We start from the raw sequence: 23,690 nt of genomic DNA, 5'->3' as shown, positions 1-23,690 counted from the left end.
TTGGTGATAATCTGGCGCCGTGACCGACCGCTGGACCGCCGTGGCGACGCTGGTCGACGCCTCCCGCCGCGCGCTGTACGACTACGTGCGCCGCCAGGACCACCCGGTCGGCCGCGAGGAGGCCGCCGCCGCGACCGCCATGTCGCGTGGCCTCGCGGCCTTCCACCTCGACAAGCTGGTGGACGCCGGCCTGCTCGCCGCCCGCTACGAGGCCCCGACGGGCCGGCCCCGCGGTCGCGGCCGCGCGCCCAAGGTGTACGAGCCGCTCGGCGACGGCCTGGCCGTCACCGTCCCGCAGCGGCAGTACGAGCTGATCGCCGACATCCTGGCCGAGGCGGTGACCGCCGAGCAGGCCCCGGCCGAGGTGGCCCACCGGCGCGGACGCGACCTGGGCGCCGGGCTGCGCGGGGCGGGCCTCCTCGACGCGCTGGCCCAGCTCGGCTTCGAGCCCCAGGTCCAGGCCGACCGCGTGCGGCTGCGCAACTGCCCGTTCCATGCCCTGGCCGCGCGGCACACGGCCCTGGTCTGCGACCTCAACCTGCACTTCGTCACCGGCCTGCTGGGCGGTCTGGACGAGGCCGGGCCGGCGCGCCTGGCCCCCCGCCCCGGAGCCTGCTGTGTCGAGCTGCTGACCCCGCCGCCGCGGTGAAGAATCTCCGGTGGCGGTGTCGGATCGCGGCCGGGCCGTTCGTGGCAGGGGTGAGCGCGACCGCCGGGGTCGCCCGGACCACAGGAGATGAGCCGAGATGCAGTACCTGGTTTCCGTGATCGACGACAGGACCGACTCCGGTACCGCGGACGAGATGGCCGCCGTCGACGTGTTCAACGACCGGCTCCAGGCGCAGGGCCACTGGGTCTTCGCCGGCGGCCTCGCCGCGCCCAGCTCGGCCACCGTCATCGACAACCGGGGCGGCGGGGAGCCGGTGTTCACCGACGGGCCGTTCGTGGAGACCAAGGAGTACCTGGCCGGCTTCTGGGTCATGGAGGCGGCCGACCTCGACGTGGCGCTCAAGCTCGCCGCCGAGGGTTCGAGGGCCTGCAACCGGCGGGTCGAGGTGCGGCCGTTCCTGTGACCCGGCCCGGCGTGCAGGAGGCGATCACCCGGGTCCACCGCGCGGAGTGGGCGCGGGTGGTCGCCGGCCTGACCAGGAAGTTCGGTGACCTCGACGTCGCCGAGGAGGCGGCCGCCGAGGCGTTCGCGACCGCCGTGCAACGGTGGCCGGCCGACGGCGTACCCCCGAATCCCGGCGCCTGGCTGACCACCACCGCCACCCGCAAGGCCATCGACCGGATCCGGCGGGAGAGCAAGCGCGCCGACAAGCAGAGGGAGGCCTGGATGGCGTCCGCCGACGACCCGGGCGAGCCGGGCGGCGCGATCGACGACGAGCGGCTCCGGCTGATCTTCACGTGCTGTCATCCGGCGCTCGCGATGGAGACCCGCGTCGCGCTGACCCTGCGGATGGTCGGCGGCCTCACCGTGCCCGAGATCGCGCGCGCCTTCCTGGTGCAGGAGGCCGCCATGGGGCAGCGGATCACCCGGGCCAAGGCCAAGATCAAGGCGGCGCGCATCCCGTACCGGGTGCCGGCCGCGGGCGACCTCCCGGGCCGCGTCTCCGGCGTCCTCGCGGTGCTCTTCCTCGTCTTCAACGAGGGCTACCTGGCCACCGGCCCCGGCACCGACCCGGTCCGGCCCGACCTGACCGCCGAGGCCGTCCGGCTGGCCCGCCTGATCCGGGCCCTGCTGCCCGACGACGGCGAGGTGGCCGGGCTGCTGGCGCTGATGCTGCTCACCGAGGCCCGCCGCGCCGCCCGGGTCTCGGCCGGCGGCGAGCTGGTCACCCTGGCCGAGCAGGACCGCGGGGCCTGGGACGCGGCGCTGATCGTCGAAGGCCACCGGCTGGTGCGCGAGCGCCTGGCCGCCGGCGTGGCCCCGGGCCGCTACCAGATCCTCGCGGCGATAAACGCCGTCCACACCTCCGCCCGCGACGCCCGCGACACGGACTGGTCGCAGATCGTCGCCCTCTACGACCAGCTCGTCCGCCTCGACCCGTCGCCGATCGTCGCCCTCAACCGGGCCGTGGCCGTCGCCGAGCTCGACGGACCGGAGGTGGCGCTGGCGGCCGTCGATCGTCTCGAGCAGAGGCTGGCCGGCTATCACGCCTACCAGGCGGCCCGGGCCGACCTGCTGCGCCGGCTGGGCCGCAGCCGGGAGGCGCGCGCGGCGTACGACCGGGCCATCGAGCTGGCGGGCAACACCGCCGAGACCGCCTACCTGACGCGCCGCCGCGATCAGCTGGCCGTTGCTGCCGAGCCCTGGAAGACGGTCTAACCCCGGTTCTCGCAGTGGGAACAAGGCGGGACCCGGGCCAGGACCGAGTACAGATTGCCGGCCGATGCGGGCTTCTCGCGGCCCGCGGCAACGGCCGTCCCCGCAACTGACTCGATCATTTGACCGCCGATAAAGCCCACGGCTCCCGGGCGAACCGGCGGCAGGCCACCCATCTTCGACCCCGAGCGGTACCAGGACCGCAACCAGATCGAACGGGCCTTCAAATCGAACCGAGCAAAGACATGATCCATCAGATTCGCCCTAGCGGCGCCATTTCGGCACGCCGTCCACGATGGACGTACGCGTGCTGCGCACGCGCGGGTCCCGTCCGCCGGGGGCCCGGCGCCTCCCGGCCGGCGGCCGTCCGGCCCTGCCTGCCGCGCGCCATCCGGCGCAGGATCAGGGGGAAGGGCGGAAAAGCCCGAGCAAGGCCGGTAGACATGCGGCAACTACCCGAACAGGGTGAGGCGGACCGAGGGATTTCCCCGCGCCTACATGCGAGGTTCGACTCCTCGCCCGGCCACCACGGGAGGTTTACCGGATCAGGCACATTCACCGATTCCGCGCATTCGGCCGTGTGCGCGCCGGGCAGCCGGTTTCCGGGGCCGGAAGCCCCGTCATTTCCATCCTTTGTGCGGTGTTGCGAGCGGCCGGGCCGGAGTTGAATGCGCGGGAGAGCCTCCTTTTATCGAATTCGTCGATCACGGGGGCGGGTCGGCGAATCGGTCCCGACAGGATGGTGACGAGAATGCGCAAATCGGCTGTGGCCGGCGCCGTGCTGGCGCTCACCGCAATGCTTTTCGCAGCGCCCTCCGCGGGCGCGGCGCCCCTGGCGGATGCCGGGTCCGCGGGTGCGCACGTGCTACCCCTGGACCCGGTAGCCATCGACGACATCAACGCCCTCGAGCAGCTCTACGGTCCACCGTCGCCGCAGCTGGCGCCGGATCCGACCGCGGACGCCCGCTGCGGCCCGGCGGCGCCCGACCCGGTGCCCGACGGCGAGCCCATCGTGGTCACGATGCCGCCCGCGCCGGCCTTCACCGTCGGGCGGATCCCCGCAACGGCCTGGCGTGATCCGCCCGTCGCGGACCCGTCCTGGCGGCTGCAGTTCCAGGGCCTGATGTGGATGAAGTCCTTGGCGCGGCGGGCGGCCATCGACGGCCAGCTGCAATCGCTGGGTGCGCTCGTCGACCAGGCGGTCACCTTCCACCGCCAGAACCCCGACCCCGGCAACAACAACTACGGCTGGGACGAGGGCACGGCGCTGCGCCGCCTGGAGACGGAGAACTGCCTGTACGCGCTCAGCGCCGCGGAGTCGCTGCGGACCGGCATGACCGCCGACGCCAAGGTGCTGCTCGGGCCGCGCTACTACGGTCCGCCCAACTACTCCGTGCACAACCACGGTCTGATGGCCAACCTGCAACTGGTGCGGGCCGGTGAGCAGCTCGGGGTGCCGTCGTGGAAGTCCACCGCCGTCAAGCGGATGACCAGCGAGGCGCCGCAGGCGTTCTCCTCGCAGGGCATCACCTACGAGCAGTCGTCGGCGTACCAGGGCGGTAACGCCGTGTTGTGGGGTAATGCGGTGACGGTCCTGCAGAGCACGCCCGGTTCCGAGGACGCGGCCGCCTCGATCGGCAAGATCGTGGCCACGGCCCGGGTCGCCTACGAGTGGATGACCGAGCTGGACGGGGTCATCGTGCAGATCGGGGACTCCGACGAGATCACCGGGGCGGCGCCGACGCTGAGCACGCCGCGCGTGCTGCGCGACGACCAGACCGGCTGGGTGATCGGCCGCTGGTCGTGGACCGATCCGAACGCCGTCTACTACACCGTCCGGACCGGGCCGCCGCGCCGCGCGCACGGCCAGCACGACCGCGGCGGCGGGGTGACCTTCAGCGTGGCCGGCGTGCGGGTGCTGGTCGGCCCCGGCCGGTTCAGCTACGACGCCGCGAACAACTACAACGCCTACCAGATGTCACCGAACAGTCACAACGTGGCGCTGCCCGACGGCGGCTCGGTGACCTCCGCGGGCGGCAAGGTGACCGGCAGCGTCGTCCAGGGGCCCGCCCACGCCTGGACGACCCAGGACACGATGTTCGGAATCACCCACAACCGCAACATCAACGTCAACCGCGACACGAAGACCATGAAGATCACCGACACGTATCCGTCGAAGAGCCTGTGGCGGCAGTACTTCCACCTGGATCCGCAGTGGACGAAGGTGTCGGCCCCCGTCAACGGGACGAAGCTGGTGTTCGCGCACCCGTCCGGGCGGCGGCTCACCATCACCACCACCGGCCGGATGTCCAGCGCGGTGCAGGGCATCACCCGGCCCCCGCAGGGCTGGCACTTCCCCAAGTGGAACAACCGGGTCTGGGCGTACGAGATCGTGATCCGCTCGTACGGGCAGTCCTCGGTCACCAGCCTCCAGGTCAGCTGAGTGGCGTCACCCGGCCGGGCGGCGACAGCCCGGCCGGGTGACGGCCTGGCTCGATAAGGTGACGGCCGCGCGGGCCGGCCCCGTCGTTGGGTAGCCTGCCACCGTGAGCCGTCTCCCGTCGCCGACCGCCTGGCCCGGTCTCGTGCGATGGCTGACGGTCGTGCTCGCCCTGACCGGGCTGGGGCTGCTCCAGCCCGGCCACTGCGACGACTCGCCCGAGGCCGTGACCACCCGGCCCGCGGCCGTGCAGCACGCCGGCTCCGCGGCCGTGGCCGCGCACCACCACCATGATCACCACAGCCGGTCCGGTCATCCGGTGGTGACCGACACCTGTCGCCTGCTGACGACAACGGTGGCGGCTACCCACACCGTCGCCTCGTGGTGGACGGCGCCGTCGACGCGGGCCGTCGGGGTCGCCGCCGCCCCGCGCCGGCCGTTGCCGCCGGGACGGATAGTGCCGCGCGTCGCCCTGGACGCGCTCGGCGTCTCGCGCACGTAGCAGAAGCCGCCGGCCCGAGGTCCCGCCGTCAACGCGCGGCGTCCTCGTCGTCCGGCCCCTCCCGCCGCTCGCCGCTCCGCCCCCGGGGCGACAGCGACGCGGCGCCTTCTGCCCGTGCCAGCCAAAGGGACGACCACCTCCATGAGCGACAACAGCACGTATACGTTCGCCGTCGCCGGCATCCGTTCCGCCTCCTGCGCCGCGCGCATCGACGAGGCTCTCGAAGACCTGTCCGGGGTCCACCGCTCGCAGACGTCCGTGTCCGCGGGCCGCACCGTCGTCGACACGGACCCGTCCGGCGTCGACCTCGAGGTGCTCGTCGCCGTCCTCGCCTCGCTCGGCCACCGGGCGACGGTGCAGGCGTCGTGAGCGCCGACTGGCTGGCCCCGGTGCGCTCCGCGCGCAGCTGGGCCGCCCCGGGCGGGACCCTGGGTTACGACACCTGGGGCGCCCACGGCCGGCCGGTGCTCCTGCTCCACGCCCCGCTGTTCGACCGGACCATGTGGTGGCCGGTCGCCGCCGATCTGCGGACCGAGGCCACCATGATCGCCGTGGACCTGCCGGGGCACGGCGCCTCGCCCGGCCGGGACCACTACCACCCGGAGGCGGTGGTGGAGGACCTGGCGCACCTGGTGCACGGGCTGGGCGCGACCCGGGCGCCCGTCGTGGTCGGCCACGGCGGCTCGGCGGGCCTGGCGGCCCTGTTCGCCGTCCGCTTCGCCGCGCACGCCCTGGTCACGGTGGATGCCTGCGCCGGGCCCGGCGGCGGTACGCCGGTCGACGGTGACCACGTGCGGCGGTACCTGGCGACGATGCCGGCCGATGCGCTGCCGCCGTCGTACCGTGGCCTGGTCACCGCCAAGCCGGACCCGGCGCTGCTGGCCGGATACCTCGGCTGCGGCGCCGCCGGGCCCCCGGGATCGGCGGGCCCGGACGCCGGTCGCCTGCCGCCGGCGGTCCGGCGGTTGGACGTCCACAGCCAGGGGACGCCCGGCGAGACGGCGGCGGTCCCCGGAAGCCGCACGGTCGTCTACGGCGTCCCGGGCCGGTTCGCGCACCTCGCCGACGTGCCGCGCTTCGGGTCCGACGTGCGGTCGGTGCTGTGAGCGCTGACGGCGCGGGCTAGGTTTGACGGGTGCGGAGCGACGGAACGGGACAGACCGGGCGATTTGCTCGGCTGATCCTGCTCGCCTGCACGGTCTTCGGGCTGGCGACCATGCACACGCTGGGGCACTCCGGCGTGCACGCCCCGGCCGCGGATCCGCACGGAGCCGCCTCCGCCGGGATGGCCTCTCTGGCCGTGAATGTTCCTCTGGTCGGGATGGCGGCTCCCGGCGGAATGGCTTCCGGCGCGACGGTCCATGACCGCGGCCTGCTGAGGGACGTTGCGGTGCCCGCGTCCGCCGGGGTCTGCGACGGGCGATGCGCCCACGCCCCGGGCTCGTCGCCGCACGGCGGTACGGCCGGTTGGGGAGTCTGTGTCGCCGTGCTCGGCGGCCTGGCGATGCTCGTCCTGCTCGCCCTGGCCGTCGCGGGATCACGCACGCGCGGAACGGGTGGGCCGGAACCGCGCCGCCGGTCCGTGGTGTCCCGGGGGCCGCCGGTCCGGCGCAGAGGCCTCGCCCTGGCCGCGGGGTCGGTGCTGCGCATATAGGCGGGATGCGGCCGGCCCTCGGGTCGGCACGTCCCGTCCTGATCGCAGGTGTACCGATTCCGAAAGGCTTTTTGTCGTGTTCAAGAATTCTGTGCCGTCGCGCCGTGCCCTGCTCGCGGGCGCGGCCGCTGCTGCCCTCCTCGCCCTGTCCGCCTGCGGCGGCACCGACACGTCCGGCTCGGGCATGGACCACGGCTCGGCCGCGCCGCCGGCCGCCGGCGCCTCGGCCGCCGCGGCGGCGTTCAACGACGCCGACGTGATGTTCGCCCAGATGATGGTCCCGCACCACCGTGCGGCCGTCGAGATGGCCGGCCTGGCCGCGACCCGCGCGTCCGACGCCGAGGTGAAGTCCCTGGCCGCCGGGATCAAGGCGGCTCAGCAGCCGGAGATCGACACCATGACCGGCTGGCTGGGCGCCTGGGGGCAGCCGGCCCCGATGCCGGGCATGTCCGTGCCGGCCATGAGCCACGGCGCGATGCCGGGCGCCATGTCGGACGCCGACATGCGGACCCTGACCGCGGCCCGGGGCGCCGCCTTCGACAAGCAGTTCCTCACCATGATGATCGCCCACCACGAGGGCGCGGTCACCATGGCGCAGGACGAGATCAAGAGCGGCTCGAACACCGACGCCCAGGCCCTCGCCCAGCGGATCGTCACCGATCAGCAGGCCGAGATCGCCACGATGAAGACCATCCTCGACCGTCTGTAACATCCTCGACCGTCGGTAAGCAGTGCGCCGGCCGGGCGCCTCGATCGGGGCGTCCGGCCGGTCCGCCGGGTCCCGTCCGCGGTCGCCGAACCTCCGGGCCGGCCCTCGCGCACGGGCGGTAGGACCTTCGGCCCGGGCGGGGGGTGCCGTTCGCCGGTATCCGCCGCGGCTGTCCGGGAGCACGGTGAAGGTTTCCGGCAGCCCATCGTCCGGCGGTAGTGCGCCGCGGCGGTGACCGAGGAGACCGTCATGATGTACTACGGAACCGGCATGAACGGCTGGGGCATGGCGCTGATGACCCTGAGCGGCCTGCTGTTCTGGGGGCTCATCATCGCCGGCATCGTCGTGGTCATCCGGCACACCGGCGCCGTCGCGCCGCGCGGCGGGCCCGTCGCGCACGGGCCCAACCCGCAGCAGGTGCTGGCCGACCGGTTCGCCCGCGGCGACATCGACGAGGAGCAGTACGTCCGCAGCCTCAAGATCCTCAACGAGACGATGCCCGGCGGCTGATCCGCAGCCGTCGCCCCGGCGCCCGGCACGCCAGCCGATCGACGGCCGCGGCTGCCCGATCATCGGTCCCGGGCCGCGCCGCGGAGGTCCACACTGGACTTTCGCATTGTCGGACCCCGGGGGAGAATCATGAAGTTCGTCCGGTACGCCGCGGCGGTCGCCGTGACCGTGCTCGCCGCTCCGGTGGCCGCGCCCACGGTGGCGCACGCGGCCCCGCGCCGGTACACCGCGATCGACCTGGGCACCCTGGGCGGCGCCGGCACGACAGCCGCGGAGCTGACCGAGACCGGCACGGTGGTCGGCAGCAGCACCCTGGCCGACGGCAGCCGGCACGCCTTCCTCTGGCGCCGCGGGGTGATGACCGACCTGGGCACGCTGGGCGGCCGGTATTCCGCCGCGGTCGGTGTCAACGAGTTCGGGATGGTCGCCGGCACCGCGGCCGACGCGACCGGCGCGCTGCACGGGGTGGTCTGGGACCACGGCCGGATCATCGACGTCGGCTCGCTGAACGGGCGGCCCTCGACGTACGTGCGCGGCATCAACGACCGCGGCCAGGTCGTCGGCGAGAGTCAGGTGCCGGACGAGCACGTGCACCGCTTCGTCTGGCGCGACGGGGTGATGACCGACCTGGGCCCGGTGGAGGACTACACCGACACGATCATGATCAATAACCGGGGCCAGGTGCTGGGCACCTTCTACCAGTCGCCGTACGGCTATCCGTGCGACTGCTCGGCCGGGGTGCTGCGCAACGGGGTGGTGACCACGTTCGGGGACTTCAACTCGCCCGCGGCGTGGATGCACAGCTACCCGTACGACATCAACAGCCGGGGCGAGGCGGTCGGCTGGGCCTGGAAGGACGAGCAGAGCCGCCGGCCGTTCCGGTGGCGCGACGGGGTCCTCAGCGACCTCGGCACGCTCGGCGGGCCGGAGGGCACCGGGTACGCGGTCAACGAGCTCGGCGTGGTCGCCGGCGTCTCGCAGAACGCCGCCGGGCGCGACCTGCCCACCCTGTGGCGCGGCGGGACCGTCACCGACCTGACGGCCCGGGGGCTGGTGGAGACGGACCGGATCGTCGACATCAACGTGCTCGGTCAGCTGCTGTCCAACCGCGGCGACCGGGCCTACCTGTACCGCTGATCCAGCCCGGCGGTCGCGCTCCGGCGCTGCCGACCGCGGCGTCGCGGTCGGCAGCCGCCGGAGGCGGGGGGCCCGGTGCTGCGGTCGGCGACCGGGTCCGGCGTACCCCGGTCAGGTCGTCGCCGGGGCCGGCCAGTCGATGCGGTAGCGCTGCACCGGCCCGAGGGTCTTCTCCGGCTTCAGCACCAGCTTGGTGACCAGCGGCATCAGGATGGGCATGAGGGCCTGCGCGACCGGGCCCGGGGTCTTGGAGCGGTTGATGGTGGCCGCGCGGGCGGCCACCTCCTCGACCCGGGCGCGGCGCAGCCGCTCGTAGGCCGCGAAGGCCGCCGGCACCGGCAGGTCGCGCAGGCAGCGGGCCAGCTGGACGGCGCTCTCGACGGCCAGGGACGCGCCCTGACCCGAGCTGTTGGAGGGCGCGTGCACCGCGTCGCCGGCCAGCACCATCCGCCCGCGGTGCCAGTGCGGCACCGGGGGCATGCTGAACAGCGCCCCGTTGACCTGCAGGTCCGCCGGCGCGAGGCGGCGGACCAGGTCGCCGCCCGGGGTGTCCTCGCCGTACACCTCGCCCAGCGTGCGCAGCCACTGCTCGCTGGGCACGGCCCGCGCCTGGCCGATCGTCAGGGGCCGGGGGTGGGGCAGGTTGATGCCCACCGTCGTGCCGCCGCCCGGCGCCGGCCAGTAGAGGTAGTAGCCGCGCCGGCCGAACGCGAACGTCATGGTCCCCGGCTCCTCGGGCACCTCGGCCGCGGACACGCCCTCGAAGGACAGCATCCCGGTGTACCGCGGGCCGGGCGCCGCCGGGTCGATGAGCCCGCGGACGATGGAGTGCACGCCGTCGGCGCCGATGAGCACGTCGGCCCGGGCCTCGCCGCCGTCGGCGAAGACGGCGGTCACCGCGTCGGGCTCCTCGCGGGCGCCGACGAGCCGCCGGCCGTGCTCGATGCGGATGCCCTCGGCGGCGGCCCGCTCGCGCAGGATCCGGTACAGGTCGCCGCGGCGCACCACCTGCAGCGGCCCGACGCCGGCGGGGGCGGGCAGGTCGATCCGCCGGCCCCGGCCCACCCGCAGCACCTGGCGGCCGGCCGGCCGGCCCACCGCGACGGTCGGCTGCCCGGCGCCGACGATGTCCAGGGCGGCCAGGCCGTTGGGGGCGAGGGCGATGGTGCCGCCCACCCCGTCGGCCGAGGTGGGGTGGCTCTCGAAGACGGTGGCCTCGATGCCGGCCTTGTGCAGGGCCAGCGCCGCGACCGGGCCGGCGATGCCGCCGCCGATGACGACGGCCGTGCGTACGTGTCGCATGGTTCTTCCTCCTGCGGTGTCGTGCTCGAACCGCCGTGGGAGGACCCGGATATCCTGTGGTTGCCGCCTTCGGGCCGGGGCCGATCCCATGGTCTGGGCCGAGGGGTGTGGGCCCCGGTGACCTGTTGCAGCAGGTCGCCGGGGCCGTTCTTCAGGTGCGGGACGGGTCTGCGGTGGGCTCGTCCTCTCCGGTTCCGGCGATGCCGGTCTCCGCGAGCGCCGCCAGTTCGGCGGTGATCTCGCCGGTCTCGTGGGCCCGCCGCCACTGGGCCAGCCCCGGCAGCGTGCCGGCGGTCAGCTCCGCCAGCAACGAGCGCATCCAGGTGGCCTCGGCCGCGAGCATGGCCAGGTCGTACTCGACCTCGATCAGGAACAGCCGGGGCACCCGGGGGGAGTGCTCGTCGATGGTCGCGCGGGCCCCGGCGATCTCCCGCTCGACGGCGGCGAGACGCCGGCGCAGCAGCTCCGCCACCTCGTCGGGGGCCAGCACCGACATGACCGACAGCCCGGCGCGGAACCGTGGGAATTCCGGCTCGGCGGCGGACAACAGCTCCCGGGTCCAGTCGACCAGCTCGGCGCGGCCGGCGTCGGTGATGCGGTAGACCGTGCGCTCGGGCCGCCGTCCCGCCCGGGTGCTCTCCACCTCGGCCAGCAGCCCGTGCTTGGTCAGGTTGCGCACGACGGTGTAGAGCGAGCCCCACTTGATCTGCAGGTCCCGCTCCTTGCCCCAGCCGCGCAGCGCGCCGGCCATCTCGTACGGGTGCATCTGCCGGAACGCCACCGCCGACAGCACGCCGAGGGCCAGGAGATTGCCGACCCGACGCCGCTCGGCCACCTCTCCACCTCCATACTCGTCGGCGAGTATACGCATCCGAGTAGTGGGCGGACAAGGCGTCGCCGCCGGTCACCAGCCGATCAGCAGCAGGGCCGCGGCGCCGACCAGGCCGGCCTCCACGAGGAGCACGAACAGCCGGTCGCTGACCCGTCCCAGAGTCCTCTTACCGGCCCACGCCCCGGCCAGGGTGGCCGGGGTCAGCGCCGCGCCCAGCAGCAGCACCCGGGCGCCGAGCAGGTGCACGCTGCCGTACGAGGCCAGCTTGCTGAGGTGCATCAGCAGCGCACAGCCCGCCTCGGTGCCGATGTAGGCGCCCCGGGTCAGGCCGGCGGCGAGGAAGAACGGGGCGGTCAGCGGGCCCACCGACCCGAGCAGCGCCGAGCCCAGGCCCGACGCGGCCCCGATCGCGGTGAACGTGCGCGGGCCGGGCGTCCGCGGATGCGGGCGCAGCCGCCGCCACAGCACCACGACCAGGAGGAACACGCCGAGGAGCCGTTGCAGGCCGGCCAGCGGCGCCCGCGCCAGCAGCAGGCCGCCGGCCACGCACAGCGGCACCGCGCCGGCGGCGAACCGGCCGATGATCGGCCAGCGCAGCTCCCCGCGGTTGAGCCATACCCGGGCGCCGTTGCTGGCCAGCTGGGTGACGGTCAGCAGCGGCACCGCTACGCGCAACCCGAACAGGACGGTGAACACCGGCAGCAGCAGCACCCCGCCACCGAACCCGGCCACGGCGGACAGCCAGGCCAGGGCGAACGCGGCGGCCGAGGCCAGCGCCAGCACCCCGGCGAAGTCGGCGGGGTCGGACGCCGCGGTCACCAGATGGCTCGGGCGAGCAGCAGGCCGGTGGCAGCGGCCCCGAGCCCGGCCACCACCGAGACCATCACGTTGAGCGCGGCGTAGAGCCGGGCGCCGTCCTGCACCAGCCGCAGCGTCTCGTAGCTGAACGTGGAGTAGGTGGTCAGCGCCCCGCAGAAGCCGGTGCCCAGCAACGCCGCCGCCGCCGGCCCGGCCGGCAGGCCGGTCAGGAAGCCCAGCAGCAGCGACCCCGCCACGTTCACCGTGAGGGTGCCCCACGGGAACACCGAGTCGTGCCGCGCCTGGATCGCCCGGTCCGTCAGGTAGCGCAGCGGCGCGCCGACCGCCGCGCCGAGCGCGACCAGCAGCACGGTCACGGCGCGCTCGGCGGGCGGCCGAGGTAGCGGATCACCTCGACCGGATCGAGGATCACCAGCCCCTCGGTGATCAGCTCGTCGAGCTGCGGCAGGAACTCGCGGATCTTGTCCTGCTCGTCGACGATGATGACCGCGACCGGCAGGTCCTCCGACAGCGAGAGCAGCCGGGTGGTGTGCACCCGGTTCGACGCGCCGAAGCCCTCGACCCCGCGCAGCACGGTGGCGCCGGCCAGGCCCGCGGCGTGCGCGCGGTGCACGATCTCGGTGAACACCGGCTTGTGGCGCCACTGGTCGGACTCACCGACGAAGACGGTGAGCCGCAGCGCCGTCCCTTGCCTCTTCACCGCCTCCACCAGCCTTTCCGGACCCGCCGGTCTCCCGTTCCGCGGCGTCAACCGCGACGATACCGGCGATGTTTCGCAGGCTGTGCACCACGGGCTGCGCGTCATCGGTGTTTGTCGATACGGTCGGGGACGTCGCCGGGCGGGACGGAGGCCGCGGACTTGTCTGATCGGGTACGGGTGGACGACCCCGGACGGGCCGAGCTGAGCCTGTCCAAGGGCTGGGTGCAGGGCGTGGCCCTGGTCATGCTGTTCGGCTTTCTCGTCATGGGTGTGCTGGCGCTGCGGACGTACACCGACTCGATGCCGCTGCCGCAGCGGGTGACCGGCCCGGGCGGCGCGGTGGTCTACACCGGGGCGGACGTGACCGCCGGGCAGCAGACGTTCCTGCGCCGGGGCCTGCAGCAGTACGGCTCCGTGATGGGTCACGGCGGGTACCTCGGCCCCGACTACACCGCGGACTACCTTCGCCGCTCGGCCGACCACATCCGGAACGAGCTCGCCGCCGCCGGGCAGCCGGAGCCCGCGGAGGCCGTCAAGCGGATGCTGCGGGCGAACCGGTACGACGAGGCGAGCGGCGAGCTGGTGTTCACCGCCGAGCAGGTCTCGGCGTTCGAGGACGCCACCCGGCACTACGCCGACTTCTTCGGCACGGACAGCACGCGGTACGGCCTGCCACCCCGGATGATCACCGACCGCCGGGAGATCCACGAGCTGACCGCGTTCTTCTCGTGGACGGCGTGGGCGAGCGCCGCCGAGCGGCCCGGCCACGACTACTCCTACACCAACAACTGGCCGTCCGAGCCGCGCGTCGACAACACCCCGACGGCCGACATCGTGGTCTGGTCGGGCCTGTCGCTGACGGCCCTGCTGGTCGGCCTGGGCGCGCTGTTCGCGCTCTACGGGCGCTGGAGCCGGACGCTCGGCTGGCACGCCGCCGAGCAGCCGGTCCTGGCCTTCCGCCAGCCCGGCGAGGTGCCCGTGACCAGGGCGCAGAAGGTCACCGCGTGGTTCTTCTTCGTCGTGGCCGCGCTGTTCCTGGCCCAGTCCCTGCTGGGCGGCGCGATCGAGCACTACCGGGCCGACCTCAGCACGTTCTTCGGCATCGACCTGGCCCGGGTGTTGCCGTTCAACCTCGCCCGCACCTGGCACGTGCAGCTGTCGCTGTTCTGGACCGCGGCGGCGTTCCTGGCCGCCGGCATCTTCCTCACGCCGATCATCGCCGGCCGTGAGCCCCGGCGGCAGCACTGGCTGGCCTGGGGTCTGCTCGGCGCGCTGGTGGTCGTGGTCGTCGGCTCCCTGACCGGCGAGGCGGTCAGCATCTTCGGCGCCGGCTGGGCCAAGGGGTCGATCCTGTTCGACCAGCAGTGGGAGTACCTGGACCTGCCGAGGTTCTGGCAGGCGCTGCTGACCGTCGGGCTGTTCCTGTGGATCGCGATCGTCTATCGCGGCCTCCGGTCGCGGCTGCGCACCGAGCACAAGCTCAACATGCCGTGGCTGTTCCTCTACGCGGGCCTGGCCATCCCGGCGTTCTACGCGGTCGGCATGCTCGCCTCCACCGGGACCCGGCTGACCGTCGCGGAGTTCTGGCGGTTCTGGGTCGTCCACCTCTGGGTGGAGGACTTCCTGGAGCTGTTCACCACGGTGATGGTGGCCTACGTCTTCGTGATGCTGGGCGTGGTCCGGCGCCGCATCGCCATCCAGCTCATCTTCCTCGACGTCATCCTCTACTCCGCCGGCGGCGTGATCGGCACCATGCATCACCTGTACTTCTCCGGCACGCCGGTGGAGCACATGGCCCTCGGCGCGTTCTTCTCGGCGCTCGAAGTGATCCCGCTGACGTTCCTGACCGTCGAGGCGTGGACGTTCCTGCAGCTGGGGGCCCGGCAGCAGACCCGCAGCAGCGCGCCGTTCCCGCACCGCTGGGCGGTGATGTTCCTGGTGGCCGTGGGCTTCTGGAACTTCGTCGGCGCGGGCGTCTTCGGATTCCTGATCAACCTGCCGGTGGTGTCCTACTTCCAGATCGGCACGGCGCTGACCGCCAACCACGCGCACGGCGCCATGATGGGCGTCTACGGCATGCTCGCGGTCGGCCTGACGCTGTTCGCGTTGCGCTACCTGATCCCGGCGTCGAGGTGGCCCGACCGGCTGGCGCGGACGTCGTTCTGGTCGCTCAACATCGGCCTGGCCTGGATGGTCTTCGTCACCCTGCTCCCGCTGGGCATCCTCCAGCTGTGGCACTCGGTCGACGACGGGTACTTCGAGGCGCGCACGCTCGGCTACCTCACCGAGCCGGGAAACGCGGTGCTCGAATGGCTGCGGATGCCCGGCGACCTGATCCTGATCGTCGGCGGCGTCCTGCCGTTCCTGTGGATCACCTGGCTCGGTGTCCGCTACGGCATCAGGCCGACGGCGACCGAGCTGCCGCCGGAGACCCTCTACGTCGAGGAGACCCCGGAGGCGGCGCAGGACCGGACGGGCCGCCCGGTCCTGACCGGCTCCGGGGCCGAGGCGCCCCGGTCGCGGAGCCGCTACGCCTCCGACCGGCGGACCGAGGGGGAGGAGCCGTGAGCGGGTTCTCGGCCGCCGCGGTCACGGTGGAGGACTGGCTGGCGGCCGGCTACTGCGTGGCGCTGGTCGGGCTCGCGTACGTCATCGACGGGCTGGCCCGCCGGGCGGCGTCGATCGCCGAGGGCGGCCCGGCCGGTGGCTTCGTCTATCACCGGGACCACGACGCCTGGCAGTGCCCGCAGGACCAGTGGCTGTGGCCGCAGTCGTTCGACGCGCGGAACCGGGTGATGCGCTACCGCGGCACCCCGTCGGTCTGCAACGCCTGCCCGGTGAAGGCCGGCTGCACCACCTCCGCCTCCGGGCGGGAGGTGCACCGCCTGGTCGACTCGTGGCCGGCCTCCGAGGCGGCGCGCTTCCACCGGGGGATCGCCTGCGTAGTGGTGGTGCTGGGCCTGGTGTGGCCGCTCGGCACCGCGCTCACCGGGCCGGGACCCGACGCCCTGCTGGTGCTGGTCGGGGCCATGGCCGCGGCGCTGCTGCTGAGCCTGCCGCTCTGGTCCCACCTGCGCCGCATCCCGGTGTTCATCCCCGAGGGCGTACGACACCGTTCGCACGATGACGCCGCCGCCGAGCGCGCGGCGGCCGCGGCCGCCGCGCAGCGCCGGCGGGCGAGCTACGGCTCGGACCGGCGCGGGCCGGGGGCCATCCGGTGATCATCGTTGCGGTGCTCGCCCTCGGGCTGCTGCTGGCCGTCGTGGCCTCGCTGCGGGTGCTGAAGGAGTACGAGCGCGGGGTGGCGTTCCGGCTGGGACGGTTGCGCCAGCCGCTGGGACCGGGCGTCCGGGTCCTGCTGCCGGGGCTGGACAAGCTGGTCCGGGTGGATCTGCGGGTGGTGACGCTGACCATTCCGCCGCAGGAGGTCATCACCCGCGACAACGTGCCGGCCCGGGTGAACGCCGTGGTGCTCTTCCGGGTGGTCGACCCGGTGAAGTCCGTGATGTCGGTGGAGAACCACGCGGTCGCCACCTCCCAGATCGCCCAGACCACCCTGCGGTCGGTCGTCGGCCGCGCGGACCTCGACACGCTGCTCGCGCACCGGGCGGACCTCAACGAGGACCTGGCGAAGTCGATCGCCGCCATGACCGAGCCGTGGGGCGTCCGGGTCGAGGTCGTGGAGATCAAGGACGTCGAGATCCCCGAGGCGATGCAGCGGGCCATGGCCCGCGAGGCGGAGGCCGAGCGGGAACGCCGGGCGAAGGTGATCAACGCCCGCGGCGAGCTCCAGGCCTCGGCGCAACTGCGGGACGCGGCCCGGACGCTCAGCGAGAGCCCGGCGAGCCTCCAGCTGCGCTACCTGCAGACGCTGCTCGAGCTCGGCGCGGACCACAACTCCACGGTCGTCTTCCCGCTGCCCATCGACATCATCGGCCCGTTCCTCGACGCGTTCCGCGGCGGCGCGGCGCCGGGCGTCAACGGGGCCGCACCGGCGGCCCGCCCCGCGGAAAGGACCCGCGATGACGACTGATCCCGGCCCCGTACCCGAGCCCGGCCGCCGGATCCGGCTGACGCCCGTGCCCCCGGGGGTGTGGCTGGTCGTGCTCGGCGGCGGGGTGGCCGTCCTGGGGCCGCTCTTCGGGTTCCTGATCGGCACGGTGCTGGGCACCGAGCGGGAGACCCTCGGGATGAGCCCGATCTACCTGTTCCTGTTCCTGGGCTTCCTGGTCGCCGGCGCCGGGCTCGGCCTCGCCGGCCTGGGCGTGCGCCGCATCCTGCGCCACCGGGGCACGATCGCGGAGTGACGGCGGGCCGCGGTCAGGCGGCCGCGCAGGGCCGGCCGCCGACGGCGTACCCGGTGGGCGGCGCGTTGCCGGCCCGCCAGCTGCCGAGCACGCCGACCGTGGTGCTCGCGCCGGCCGCCAGCGTGCGGTTCCAGGACGCGCCGGTCAGCGTCACGTCGGGGCCGGACTGGGTGAAGTCGCCGTTCCACGACGCGGTCAGGCGCTGGTCGCCGCCGTACGTGAACGTGAGGCTCCAGCCGTCGAGCGTGGCGGCGCCGGCGTTGGTGACGGTCACCTCGGCCACGAAGCCGCCGGCCCACGCCGAGGTGACCCGGTAGCCGACGGCGCAGGCCGGCGCCGGCGGCTCGGTGGTCACCGGGGGAGTGGTCGGCGGCGGGGTGGTGGTCACCGTGGTGACGGTGTTGGAGGCGATCGACACGTTGCCCGCCGCGTCGCGGGCCCGGACGTAGAAGAGGATCCGGCCGCCGCCGGTGGGGGCGACGTAGGTGGTGCCGGCGGTGCTGCCGAGCAGGGTGGAGGTGTACCACCCGTCGAACCGGTAGACGTCGTAGCCCACGACCCCGACGTCGTCGGTGGACGGGGACCAGCTGAGCACCGCTCCGGACGAGGTGACGGCGGTCGTGGTGAGGCCGGCCGGCGCGCTCGGCGGGGTGGTGTCGGCCGCGGTGTCGGAGGCGGGGGTGACCACGGTGACGGGATCGGAGGACGCCGATCGGTGGTCGACGACGTCGACGGCCGCGACCCGGAACGTGTACTCGTGGCCGGGCGCGAGGCCGGTGATGGTCGTGGCCGTGGCGTTCCCGGCGTCCGCCGACCGGACGACGTCGTCGAACGCGAGGCTGTAGTGGATCTCGTAGTGGTCGACCGGGCAGCAGCCGGGCCGGGACGCGGTCCACGCGAGCGACACCGAGGCCGCGTGCACCGCGGTCGCGGCCGGGCCGGCCGGCGCGGTCGGCGGGTAGGGCGACGGGTTGGGCGCGGAGGGGCCGGCGGTGACCGGCCGGTCGCTGCCGTGCGCGGCCGGGCCGGTCAGCACCCCGGCGGCCAGGGCGCCGGCGGTGAGCAGGACGGCGGCGATGGTGGTTCCCGGGCGGCGCGGCATGTCTCCCAGCCTCCCGTTGCCATCGAGATTAGTCAATGTGGAAAGCGGCCGGTCCGGTCAGGCGGCCGCGGTTGACGGCGACGGCGACGGCGACGGCGCGACCGTGGCGCTGATCGTCGCCCCGCTGCGCCCGCGGGCGCGTACGCCGCTGATCAGGCACAGCGCGGCGCCGAGCACGACCCAGGCGGTCAGCACGGTGAGGGACCGGGCGGCGTCGTGACCGTCGAAGAACGCGGTGGAGCGCAGCAGATGGCCACCCGCGCCGGGCGGGAGCAGTTGGCCGAGCGCGCCGGACCAGCCGGGCAGCATCTCGGGGGCGGTGCTGGTGCCGGCGAACGGGTTGCCGATGAGCATCATCACGGCGGCGCCGGCGCCGAGTCCGGCCGCGCCGAGCAGCGATTCCAGGCCGAGCACGGTCAGGGCGGTGGCGGCGATGGTGAGGGCGACGGCGCCGGCGTTGGCCAGGTAGGCGCCGTCGAGGGAGCCGAGCCAGAACTGCAGGATCGCCGCCATGGCGAGGCCGCCGGTGACCGCGAAGGCGAGCGCGCCGGTGACCCGGCGGCCGGTGCCGCGGACGAGGCTGGTCAGCAGCGCCGCGGCGAGCAGGCCGCCCATGACCAGGGGCAGGGCGCCCGCGGCCAGGCCGGCGCCGCGCGGGTCGTCGGCGGGCAGGGCCACGACGTCGCGCACGGCGACCGCCGGGCTGCCCGCCGGCGCCTGCGCCCGGGCCAGCGCGGTCGCGACGCCCTGCAGGGCCTGGGCCACCGGCGCGCTCGCGGCCGACGCGATCATCACCCGCGGCGGGCCCGCGCTGACGTCGATCGCCCCGTAGACCTCGCGGTCGCGGATGAGTCGTTCGGCGGTGGCGGTGTCGGCCACCTCGGTGACGGCGAAGGCGTCCGGCATCCGCTCGGCCAGCGACGCGCTGACCCGGTCGGCGGCCGGGGCGGGCCCGACGACGGCGAGCGGGATGTCGTGCACCGAGGACCGTACGGACGGCCAGGCGAAGGCGGTGAGCAACACACTGATGATCAGGGTCAGCAGGGCGACCGCGCCGGCCACCCGGGCCCAGGACGACGGCGACGAGGTGTCCCTTGGTGGCGAGACGGGCACGGCCATGTCGACTCCCTCAAAAGAGAACGGTTGTTCGCTTTACGATGGTGCGCGGCGCGTGACGACTTGTCAAGAATGAACGTTCGCTTTACTGTCGGGGCATGCCACGCGTCTCCGAGCAGTACCGGACCAACCGCCGCGGCGAGATCGTGGTCGCGGCGGCCCGGCTCTTCGCCGCCAACGGGTTCCACGCCACGTCGATGGCCGACATCATCGGCGCGTCCGGGCTGTCCGCCGGCGCGGTGTACCGCTACTTCCGGAGCAAGGAGGAGCTGATCGGGGCCGTGGCGGAACAGGCGCTGTCGGCCGCGGACGAGACGTTCGCGCTGCTGCTGGCCGACGGGGCCACCCCGTCACCCACCGACGTGCTCACCGCCGTCCTCGAGGCGGTCAGCGAACGGATCGCCGACCACCCGGTCCTCGGTGTGGACGTCACCCGGATCGGGGTGCAGGTGTGGGCCGAGGCGCTGCGCAGCCCGGAGCTCGCCGCCCGCGCCGACGAGGTGTACCGGCGGCTGCGGGGATACTTCTCCGAATCCGCCCGCCGCTGGCAGGCCGCCGGCCACCTGGGCGCCGACGCGGTGCCCGAGCAGGTGGGCGCGGCCATGCTCGGGCTGGTGCAGGGCTTCGTCCTGCAACGGCTGCTGGTCGCCGGCACCGACACCGAGGGCTACCTCGCCGGCGTGCGGGCCCTGCTGGGCCCGGCGGGCGACCGTCCGGCCGACCCACAGGTCGGAACCTGACCGCAATTCCGGACACGATGGACCCATGACACCAACGTGGAAGATCGAGCTCATCCCCGTGCCGGTGACCGACGTCGACCGGGCCAAGGCGTTCTACCAGCGGCTCGGGTTCAGCGCCGACCACGACCACCAGGTCCGCGACGGCCTGCGGTTCGTGCAGCTCACGCCGCCCGGGTCGGCGTGCTCCATCATGATCGGCGAGGGCGTGACCGGCAAGACGCCGGGCACCCAGGAGATCCAGGTGGTGGTGGCCGACGCCCACGCCGCCCGGGACCAGCTGCTGGCCGCCGGGATCGAGGCCGGTGAGGTCGAGGTGCACCCGTGGGGCCACTTCGTCCACTTCCGGGACCCGGACGGCAACCGGTGGGCGCTGCAGGCGGTCGAGTACCGGCCGCACGGCTGAGCGATGGCCGCGCCTAGGTGTGCCTAGGCCGCTCGCCGGCCCGTCTGAACGCTGCTGACCAGCGAAGATAGGTAAGCCCGGCCGATGTGGCGGAACCCTGTCCGACCGAGGATCGAGCTATCACCGGTTGACGAGGAGACAAGCCATGTGGATGCACCCGGACCTGTTGTTGGTACTGGCGAACGACCGGCGCCGCGAGCTGATCGCCGAGGCCGACCGGGCACGCCTGCTCACCCGCGCCCGGACGGCCCGCCGGGCCCGCAAAGCCCCGGCCGTCCGGGGCCGGCCCACCGGTACCCTGAGGCCGTGCGAACCCTCGGCGGCGGCGCCGGCCCGGTGATGATCGGGCGGGACGGCGAGCTGCGCCGGCTGGCGCGGCTCGCCGCGGCGCGTGAGCCCGCCGTCGCTCTCATCGCGGGCGAGCCGGGCATCGGCAAGACCCGGCTGGTGCACGAGCTGCTGGCCACCCTGCCCGCGGAGACCGTGGTGCTGGTCGGCCAGGCGGAGCCCGGCTCGCTGTCCCGGCCGTACGAGGTGCTCCTGGACGCCGTCGACGGCCGCCCGGAAGTCGACGAGGAGCAGCTGGCCGCCCTCGCGGACCCGGGGCGCAGCGCGGTCGAACGCCTGCACACCGGTCTGGCCCTACTGGCCGACCTGATCGGCGACGCGCCCGCGGTCGTCTTCTTCGAGGACCTGCACTGGGCCGACTCGGAGAGCGCGGCGCTGTTCGAACGGATCGCCGACCAGCGCGGGCCCCGGCTGCTCATCGGCACGTACCGGCCGGACGAGGTGACCCGGCGCCAGCCGGTGGCCGGCCTGCTGGCCCGGATGGAACGCCGGCACACCGTCACCCACGTACGGCTGGACCGCCTCACCCGCGCGCAGACCGCGGCGTTCCTGGCCGCGGCCACCGGCGCGCCGGCGCCGCTGCGCGCCGCGACGGCGCTGCACCACCGCACCGGCGGAAACCCGTTCTTCCTGGAGGAGCTGCTGCGCGCGCTGCCCGGGTACGACATGGAGGCGCTCGTCGAGCAGCCGCTGCCGTGGAGCCTGGCCGACGTCCTGCGCCGCCAGGTCGACGACCTCGACCCGCTCAGCCACCGCGTCGTCGAGGCGGCCACCGTGCTCGGCCAGCGCATCCCGTTCGACCTGCTCGCCGAGGTGACCGGCACGGGCGAGGACGAGCTCATCGCCGTGCTGCGCGGCCTGGTCACCCGGGGCGTCCTGGTCGAGTCCGGCGAGGACGAGTTCGCGTTCCGGCACGCGCTGGTGCGCGAGGCGATCGCCGACCAGATGCTCAGCCGGCAGCGCCGCCGGCTGCACGAGGCGGCCCTCGACGTGCTGCTGCGGAGGGGATCGGCCGTCGGCCCGGTCCCGGGCGGCGCCGGGGACGACGGCCCCGACCCCGCCATGGTGGCGCACCACGCCCGCGGCGCCGGCCGGTACGACGACATGATCGCCGCGGCCCGCCGCGGCACCGCGCTCTACCTCTCCATCGGCTCGGCCTACCAGGCCCTGCAGCTGGCCGAGACCGGCCTGGACGAGGCGCCCGACGACACCGGCCTGCTCGCCGGCGCCGCCCGGGCGGCGTGGCTGGCCGGCCTGCTGGACGACGCCCTGCGCTACGGCCGGCGCTGGCGGGACGTCGCCGGCACCAGCACCGACCGGGCCGAGTCGCTGTACCTGCTGGTCCGCATCGCCTGGGAGTCCCGGGAGACCGACGAGATGCGCGCCCTGACCCACGACATCGAGACCCTGATCGCCCAGCTGCCGCCCGGCGCCGACCAGGCGCGGGCGATGACCGCGATCGCGCAGTCGGCGTACCTGCGTGACGACCTCGACGCCGCGCTGCTCTGGTCGGAGCGCGCGCTGGCCCTGGCCGACGAGTTCGACCTGCCCGGCGTCCGCCTGGCCGCGCTGGTCGAGAAGGGCTCGACGCTCACCGAGCGCCCGCAGACCGCCGCTGCCGGCCGGAAGATCCTGTCCACACTCGTCGACGAGGCCGAGCGGGCCGGCGAGTGGGTGCTGGCCGCCCGCGCCCTCAGCAACCTGGTGCAGGGCGAGCCGCCCACCTCGCCGGCCGAGCACGCCGAGATCCTGGAACGCATGCGGGTCGACGCCGAGCGGGCCGGCTTCGAGTCGCTCGCGGTGGCCACGTACTTCCAGGGCCGGGCCCGGCTGGCGCTGCGGGCCGGCGACCTGCGCGCCGCGATCGCGGCGCTGGAGGAGGGCCGCGAGCAGGACCGCGGCTACCGGCGCCGCGGCCGCTGGGCCGACTACCACGGGGTTTTCCTGGCCGGGCTCTACCTGGAGGCCGGCGAGCTGGACCGGGTCGAGCAACTCGTCGCCGACCTGGCGGCGGTGCCCAACAACCCGCCGACCACCATCCCCGGCCTGGCCTTCCACCTCGCCTGCCGCCGCGGCGACCGGGCCCGCGCCGAGGCGGGGCTGGACGAGCTCGTCGCGGCCCTGGCCGGGGAGACGTGGCGCAGCGGGGAGCAGGCCCACGATCTGATCTCCGCCGCGCTGGAGATCGGCCTGCCGGCGCACCGGCTGGACCGGCTGGCCGCCGCGCTGCTCGACGCCGAGGTCTGGGACGCCTACCGGACGCTGGTCGAGGCCCAGCTCGCGGAGGCGCGCGGCCGGCCCGCCGAGGCGCTGGCCGGCTACCTGTCCGTCGCCGAGGCGCACATCCTGGGGCCGGCGAACCGCGGCACCGTCCGGGTCGGCGCCGCCCGCTGCCTCCTCGCGGGCGACCGTCGCGAGGAGGCCACCGCGCAGGTGGCGGCGGCCACGGACCTGCTGGCCGACTGGGGCGGCTGGCGGGTGGCCCAGCTCGCCCGGGTCCGCGCCGGGCTGGGCCTGGCCCCGGCCGACGCGCCGCCGGCGGTCACCGGCCCGGCCGCGCTCACCCCGCGCGAGCGGGAGGTGGCGGTGCTGATCAGCGACGGGCTGACCAACCCGGAACTGGCCCGGCGTCTGTACATCTCGCCGAAGACCGCCGCCGTGCACGTCTCCAACATCCTCCGCAAACTGGGCGTCTCGTCCCGGACCGAGGTGGGCGAGCTCGTCGGGCGGCGCTGACGGGCCG

At 74.2% G+C, this 23,690-nt stretch carries 25 protein-coding genes; 18 read left to right on the top strand and 7 right to left on the bottom strand.

The annotated features are described in order from the left end of the window. Positions 1-19 precede the first annotated feature (19 nt). The 10 genes from Ani05nite_RS37535 (at position 20) to Ani05nite_RS37490 (ending at position 9,278) form a co-directional block, all read left to right on the top strand. Complete coding sequence (locus Ani05nite_RS37535; protein ID WP_203776457.1) at positions 20-649, top strand: helix-turn-helix transcriptional regulator; 630 nt, start codon at positions 20-22, stop codon at positions 647-649. A gap of 97 nt (positions 650-746) precedes the next feature. Beyond that, positions 747-1,073, top strand: a complete 327-nt coding sequence (locus Ani05nite_RS37530; protein WP_203776454.1) for a YciI family protein — start codon at positions 747-749, stop codon at positions 1,071-1,073. Further along, on the top strand, positions 1,070-2,329 hold the full coding sequence (locus Ani05nite_RS37525; protein ID WP_239131032.1) for an RNA polymerase sigma factor: 1,260 nt from the start codon (positions 1,070-1,072) through the stop codon (positions 2,327-2,329). Before Ani05nite_RS37530 ends, Ani05nite_RS37525 begins: the two co-directional genes overlap by 4 nt. Positions 2,330-3,077: 748 nt before the next feature. Beyond that, the gene (locus Ani05nite_RS37520) at positions 3,078-4,769 is read left to right on the top strand and encodes a heparinase II/III domain-containing protein (RefSeq protein WP_203776452.1); all 1,692 of its coding nucleotides are present in this window, start codon (positions 3,078-3,080) and stop codon (positions 4,767-4,769) included. A 103-nt stretch (positions 4,770-4,872) separates the two neighbouring features. Further along, positions 4,873-5,268: a hypothetical protein gene (locus Ani05nite_RS37515; RefSeq protein WP_203776450.1), complete on the top strand. Its 396-nt coding sequence runs from the start codon at positions 4,873-4,875 to the stop codon at positions 5,266-5,268. Between the two features lie 141 nt (positions 5,269-5,409). Continuing rightward, on the top strand, positions 5,410-5,637 hold the full coding sequence (locus Ani05nite_RS37510; protein ID WP_203776448.1) for a heavy-metal-associated domain-containing protein: 228 nt from the start codon (positions 5,410-5,412) through the stop codon (positions 5,635-5,637). After that, positions 5,634-6,374: an alpha/beta fold hydrolase gene (locus tag Ani05nite_RS37505; protein ID WP_203776446.1), complete on the top strand. Its 741-nt coding sequence runs from the start codon at positions 5,634-5,636 to the stop codon at positions 6,372-6,374. The genes Ani05nite_RS37510 and Ani05nite_RS37505 overlap by 4 nt, the downstream gene beginning before the upstream one ends. Positions 6,375-6,998: 624 nt before the next feature. Continuing rightward, positions 6,999-7,631 carry a DUF305 domain-containing protein gene (locus Ani05nite_RS37500; RefSeq protein WP_239131029.1) on the top strand — a complete coding sequence of 211 codons (633 nt, stop codon included), beginning with the start codon at positions 6,999-7,001 and terminating at the stop codon, positions 7,629-7,631. Positions 7,632-7,880: 249 nt separating this feature from the next. Then, a complete protein-coding gene (locus Ani05nite_RS37495; RefSeq protein ID WP_203776444.1) occupies positions 7,881-8,141 on the top strand; it encodes an SHOCT domain-containing protein in 261 nt (86 codons plus the stop codon). A 129-nt stretch (positions 8,142-8,270) separates the two neighbouring features. Continuing rightward, positions 8,271-9,278 carry a hypothetical protein gene (locus Ani05nite_RS37490; protein ID WP_203776442.1) on the top strand — a complete coding sequence of 336 codons (1,008 nt, stop codon included), beginning with the start codon at positions 8,271-8,273 and terminating at the stop codon, positions 9,276-9,278. Positions 9,279-9,389: 111 nt separating this feature from the next. Here the strand turns inward: Ani05nite_RS37490 and Ani05nite_RS37485 are convergent, their stop codons facing one another. From Ani05nite_RS37485 to Ani05nite_RS37465, 5 genes are all read right to left on the bottom strand, one after another. Next, positions 9,390-10,580, bottom strand: coding sequence for an FAD-dependent oxidoreductase (locus tag Ani05nite_RS37485; protein WP_203776441.1), 1,191 nt, complete (start codon positions 10,578-10,580; stop codon positions 9,390-9,392). Between the two features lie 151 nt (positions 10,581-10,731). After that, positions 10,732-11,415: a PadR family transcriptional regulator gene (locus Ani05nite_RS37480; protein ID WP_203776439.1), complete on the bottom strand. Its 684-nt coding sequence runs from the start codon at positions 11,413-11,415 to the stop codon at positions 10,732-10,734. Positions 11,416-11,484: 69 nt separating this feature from the next. Further along, positions 11,485-12,231, bottom strand: coding sequence for a sulfite exporter TauE/SafE family protein (locus Ani05nite_RS37475; RefSeq protein ID WP_239131027.1), 747 nt, complete (start codon positions 12,229-12,231; stop codon positions 11,485-11,487). After that, entirely contained in the window at positions 12,228-12,587 is a 360-nt protein-coding gene (crcB, locus tag Ani05nite_RS37470; protein ID WP_203776437.1) for a fluoride efflux transporter CrcB, read from the bottom strand. The genes Ani05nite_RS37475 and crcB overlap by 4 nt, the downstream gene beginning before the upstream one ends. After that, entirely contained in the window at positions 12,584-12,931 is a 348-nt protein-coding gene (locus tag Ani05nite_RS37465) for a DUF190 domain-containing protein (protein ID WP_203776435.1), read from the bottom strand. The genes crcB and Ani05nite_RS37465 overlap by 4 nt, the downstream gene beginning before the upstream one ends. Positions 12,932-13,090: 159 nt before the next feature. On the opposite strand from Ani05nite_RS37465, the gene Ani05nite_RS37460 reads away from it, so the two are divergent. The 4 genes from Ani05nite_RS37460 to Ani05nite_RS37445 are packed head-to-tail and all read left to right on the top strand — an operon-like array spanning position 13,091 to position 17,238. Then, positions 13,091-15,499 (top strand): nitric-oxide reductase large subunit, encoded by a 2,409-nt coding sequence (locus Ani05nite_RS37460; RefSeq protein ID WP_203776433.1) that lies wholly within the window; start codon positions 13,091-13,093, stop codon positions 15,497-15,499. Then, positions 15,496-16,152, top strand: coding sequence for a hypothetical protein (locus tag Ani05nite_RS37455; RefSeq protein WP_203776430.1), 657 nt, complete (start codon positions 15,496-15,498; stop codon positions 16,150-16,152). The genes Ani05nite_RS37460 and Ani05nite_RS37455 overlap by 4 nt, the downstream gene beginning before the upstream one ends. Then, positions 16,149-16,964 carry a slipin family protein gene (locus Ani05nite_RS37450; RefSeq protein ID WP_203776429.1) on the top strand — a complete coding sequence of 272 codons (816 nt, stop codon included), beginning with the start codon at positions 16,149-16,151 and terminating at the stop codon, positions 16,962-16,964. The genes Ani05nite_RS37455 and Ani05nite_RS37450 overlap by 4 nt, the downstream gene beginning before the upstream one ends. Further along, on the top strand, positions 16,954-17,238 hold the full coding sequence (locus Ani05nite_RS37445; protein WP_203776427.1) for a hypothetical protein: 285 nt from the start codon (positions 16,954-16,956) through the stop codon (positions 17,236-17,238). The genes Ani05nite_RS37450 and Ani05nite_RS37445 overlap by 11 nt, the downstream gene beginning before the upstream one ends. Before the next feature lie 13 nt (positions 17,239-17,251). On the opposite strand, the gene Ani05nite_RS42040 is transcribed toward Ani05nite_RS37445, so the two are convergent. Both Ani05nite_RS42040 and Ani05nite_RS37435 read right to left on the bottom strand, forming a co-directional pair. Further along, positions 17,252-18,340: a cellulose binding domain-containing protein gene (locus Ani05nite_RS42040; protein WP_203776425.1), complete on the bottom strand. Its 1,089-nt coding sequence runs from the start codon at positions 18,338-18,340 to the stop codon at positions 17,252-17,254. A gap of 57 nt (positions 18,341-18,397) precedes the next feature. Then, the gene (locus tag Ani05nite_RS37435; protein WP_203776423.1) at positions 18,398-19,459 is read right to left on the bottom strand and encodes a hypothetical protein; all 1,062 of its coding nucleotides are present in this window, start codon (positions 19,457-19,459) and stop codon (positions 18,398-18,400) included. 95 nt (positions 19,460-19,554) lie between these two features. Here Ani05nite_RS37435 and Ani05nite_RS37430 point away from each other — a divergent pair, with 95 nt between their 5' ends. From Ani05nite_RS37430 to Ani05nite_RS37415, 4 genes are all read left to right on the top strand, one after another. Further along, on the top strand, positions 19,555-20,196 hold the full coding sequence (locus Ani05nite_RS37430) for a TetR/AcrR family transcriptional regulator (RefSeq protein ID WP_203776421.1): 642 nt from the start codon (positions 19,555-19,557) through the stop codon (positions 20,194-20,196). A 25-nt stretch (positions 20,197-20,221) separates the two neighbouring features. After that, the gene (locus Ani05nite_RS37425; RefSeq protein WP_203776419.1) at positions 20,222-20,599 is read left to right on the top strand and encodes a VOC family protein; all 378 of its coding nucleotides are present in this window, start codon (positions 20,222-20,224) and stop codon (positions 20,597-20,599) included. A 145-nt stretch (positions 20,600-20,744) separates the two neighbouring features. Continuing rightward, positions 20,745-20,939: a hypothetical protein gene (locus Ani05nite_RS37420; RefSeq protein ID WP_203776417.1), complete on the top strand. Its 195-nt coding sequence runs from the start codon at positions 20,745-20,747 to the stop codon at positions 20,937-20,939. Next, the gene (locus Ani05nite_RS37415) at positions 20,906-23,683 is read left to right on the top strand and encodes a LuxR family transcriptional regulator (protein WP_239131025.1); all 2,778 of its coding nucleotides are present in this window, start codon (positions 20,906-20,908) and stop codon (positions 23,681-23,683) included. Before Ani05nite_RS37420 ends, Ani05nite_RS37415 begins: the two co-directional genes overlap by 34 nt. Positions 23,684-23,690: the final 7 nt, after the last annotated feature.

Source organism: Actinoplanes nipponensis (assembly GCF_016862275.1).
GTDB lineage: Bacteria > Actinomycetota > Actinomycetes > Mycobacteriales > Micromonosporaceae > Actinoplanes > Actinoplanes nipponensis.
This window is presented reverse-complemented; position numbering and strand designations above follow the sequence as displayed.

Excerpts from the sequence above, each read along its gene's own strand:
- Ani05nite_RS42040 (WP_203776425.1), bottom strand. The coding sequence starts at position 18,340 with ATGCCGCGCCGCCCGGGAACCACCATCGCCGCCGTCCTGCTCACCGCC.
- Ani05nite_RS37435 (WP_203776423.1), bottom strand. The coding sequence starts at position 19,459 with ATGGCCGTGCCCGTCTCGCCACCAAGGGACACCTCGTCGCCGTCGTCC.
- Ani05nite_RS37495 (WP_203776444.1), top strand. The coding sequence starts at position 7,881 with ATGATGTACTACGGAACCGGCATGAACGGCTGGGGCATGGCGCTGATG.
- Ani05nite_RS37445 (WP_203776427.1), top strand. The coding sequence starts at position 16,954 with ATGACGACTGATCCCGGCCCCGTACCCGAGCCCGGCCGCCGGATCCGG.
- Ani05nite_RS37510 (WP_203776448.1), top strand. The coding sequence starts at position 5,410 with ATGAGCGACAACAGCACGTATACGTTCGCCGTCGCCGGCATCCGTTCC.
- Ani05nite_RS37485 (WP_203776441.1), bottom strand. The coding sequence starts at position 10,580 with ATGCGACACGTACGCACGGCCGTCGTCATCGGCGGCGGCATCGCCGGC.
- Ani05nite_RS37530 (WP_203776454.1), top strand. The coding sequence starts at position 747 with ATGCAGTACCTGGTTTCCGTGATCGACGACAGGACCGACTCCGGTACC.
- Ani05nite_RS37420 (WP_203776417.1), top strand. The coding sequence starts at position 20,745 with ATGTGGATGCACCCGGACCTGTTGTTGGTACTGGCGAACGACCGGCGC.
- Ani05nite_RS37520 (WP_203776452.1), top strand. The coding sequence starts at position 3,078 with ATGCGCAAATCGGCTGTGGCCGGCGCCGTGCTGGCGCTCACCGCAATG.
- Ani05nite_RS37490 (WP_203776442.1), top strand. The coding sequence starts at position 8,271 with ATGAAGTTCGTCCGGTACGCCGCGGCGGTCGCCGTGACCGTGCTCGCC.
- Ani05nite_RS37430 (WP_203776421.1), top strand. The coding sequence starts at position 19,555 with ATGCCACGCGTCTCCGAGCAGTACCGGACCAACCGCCGCGGCGAGATC.
- Ani05nite_RS37425 (WP_203776419.1), top strand. The coding sequence starts at position 20,222 with ATGACACCAACGTGGAAGATCGAGCTCATCCCCGTGCCGGTGACCGAC.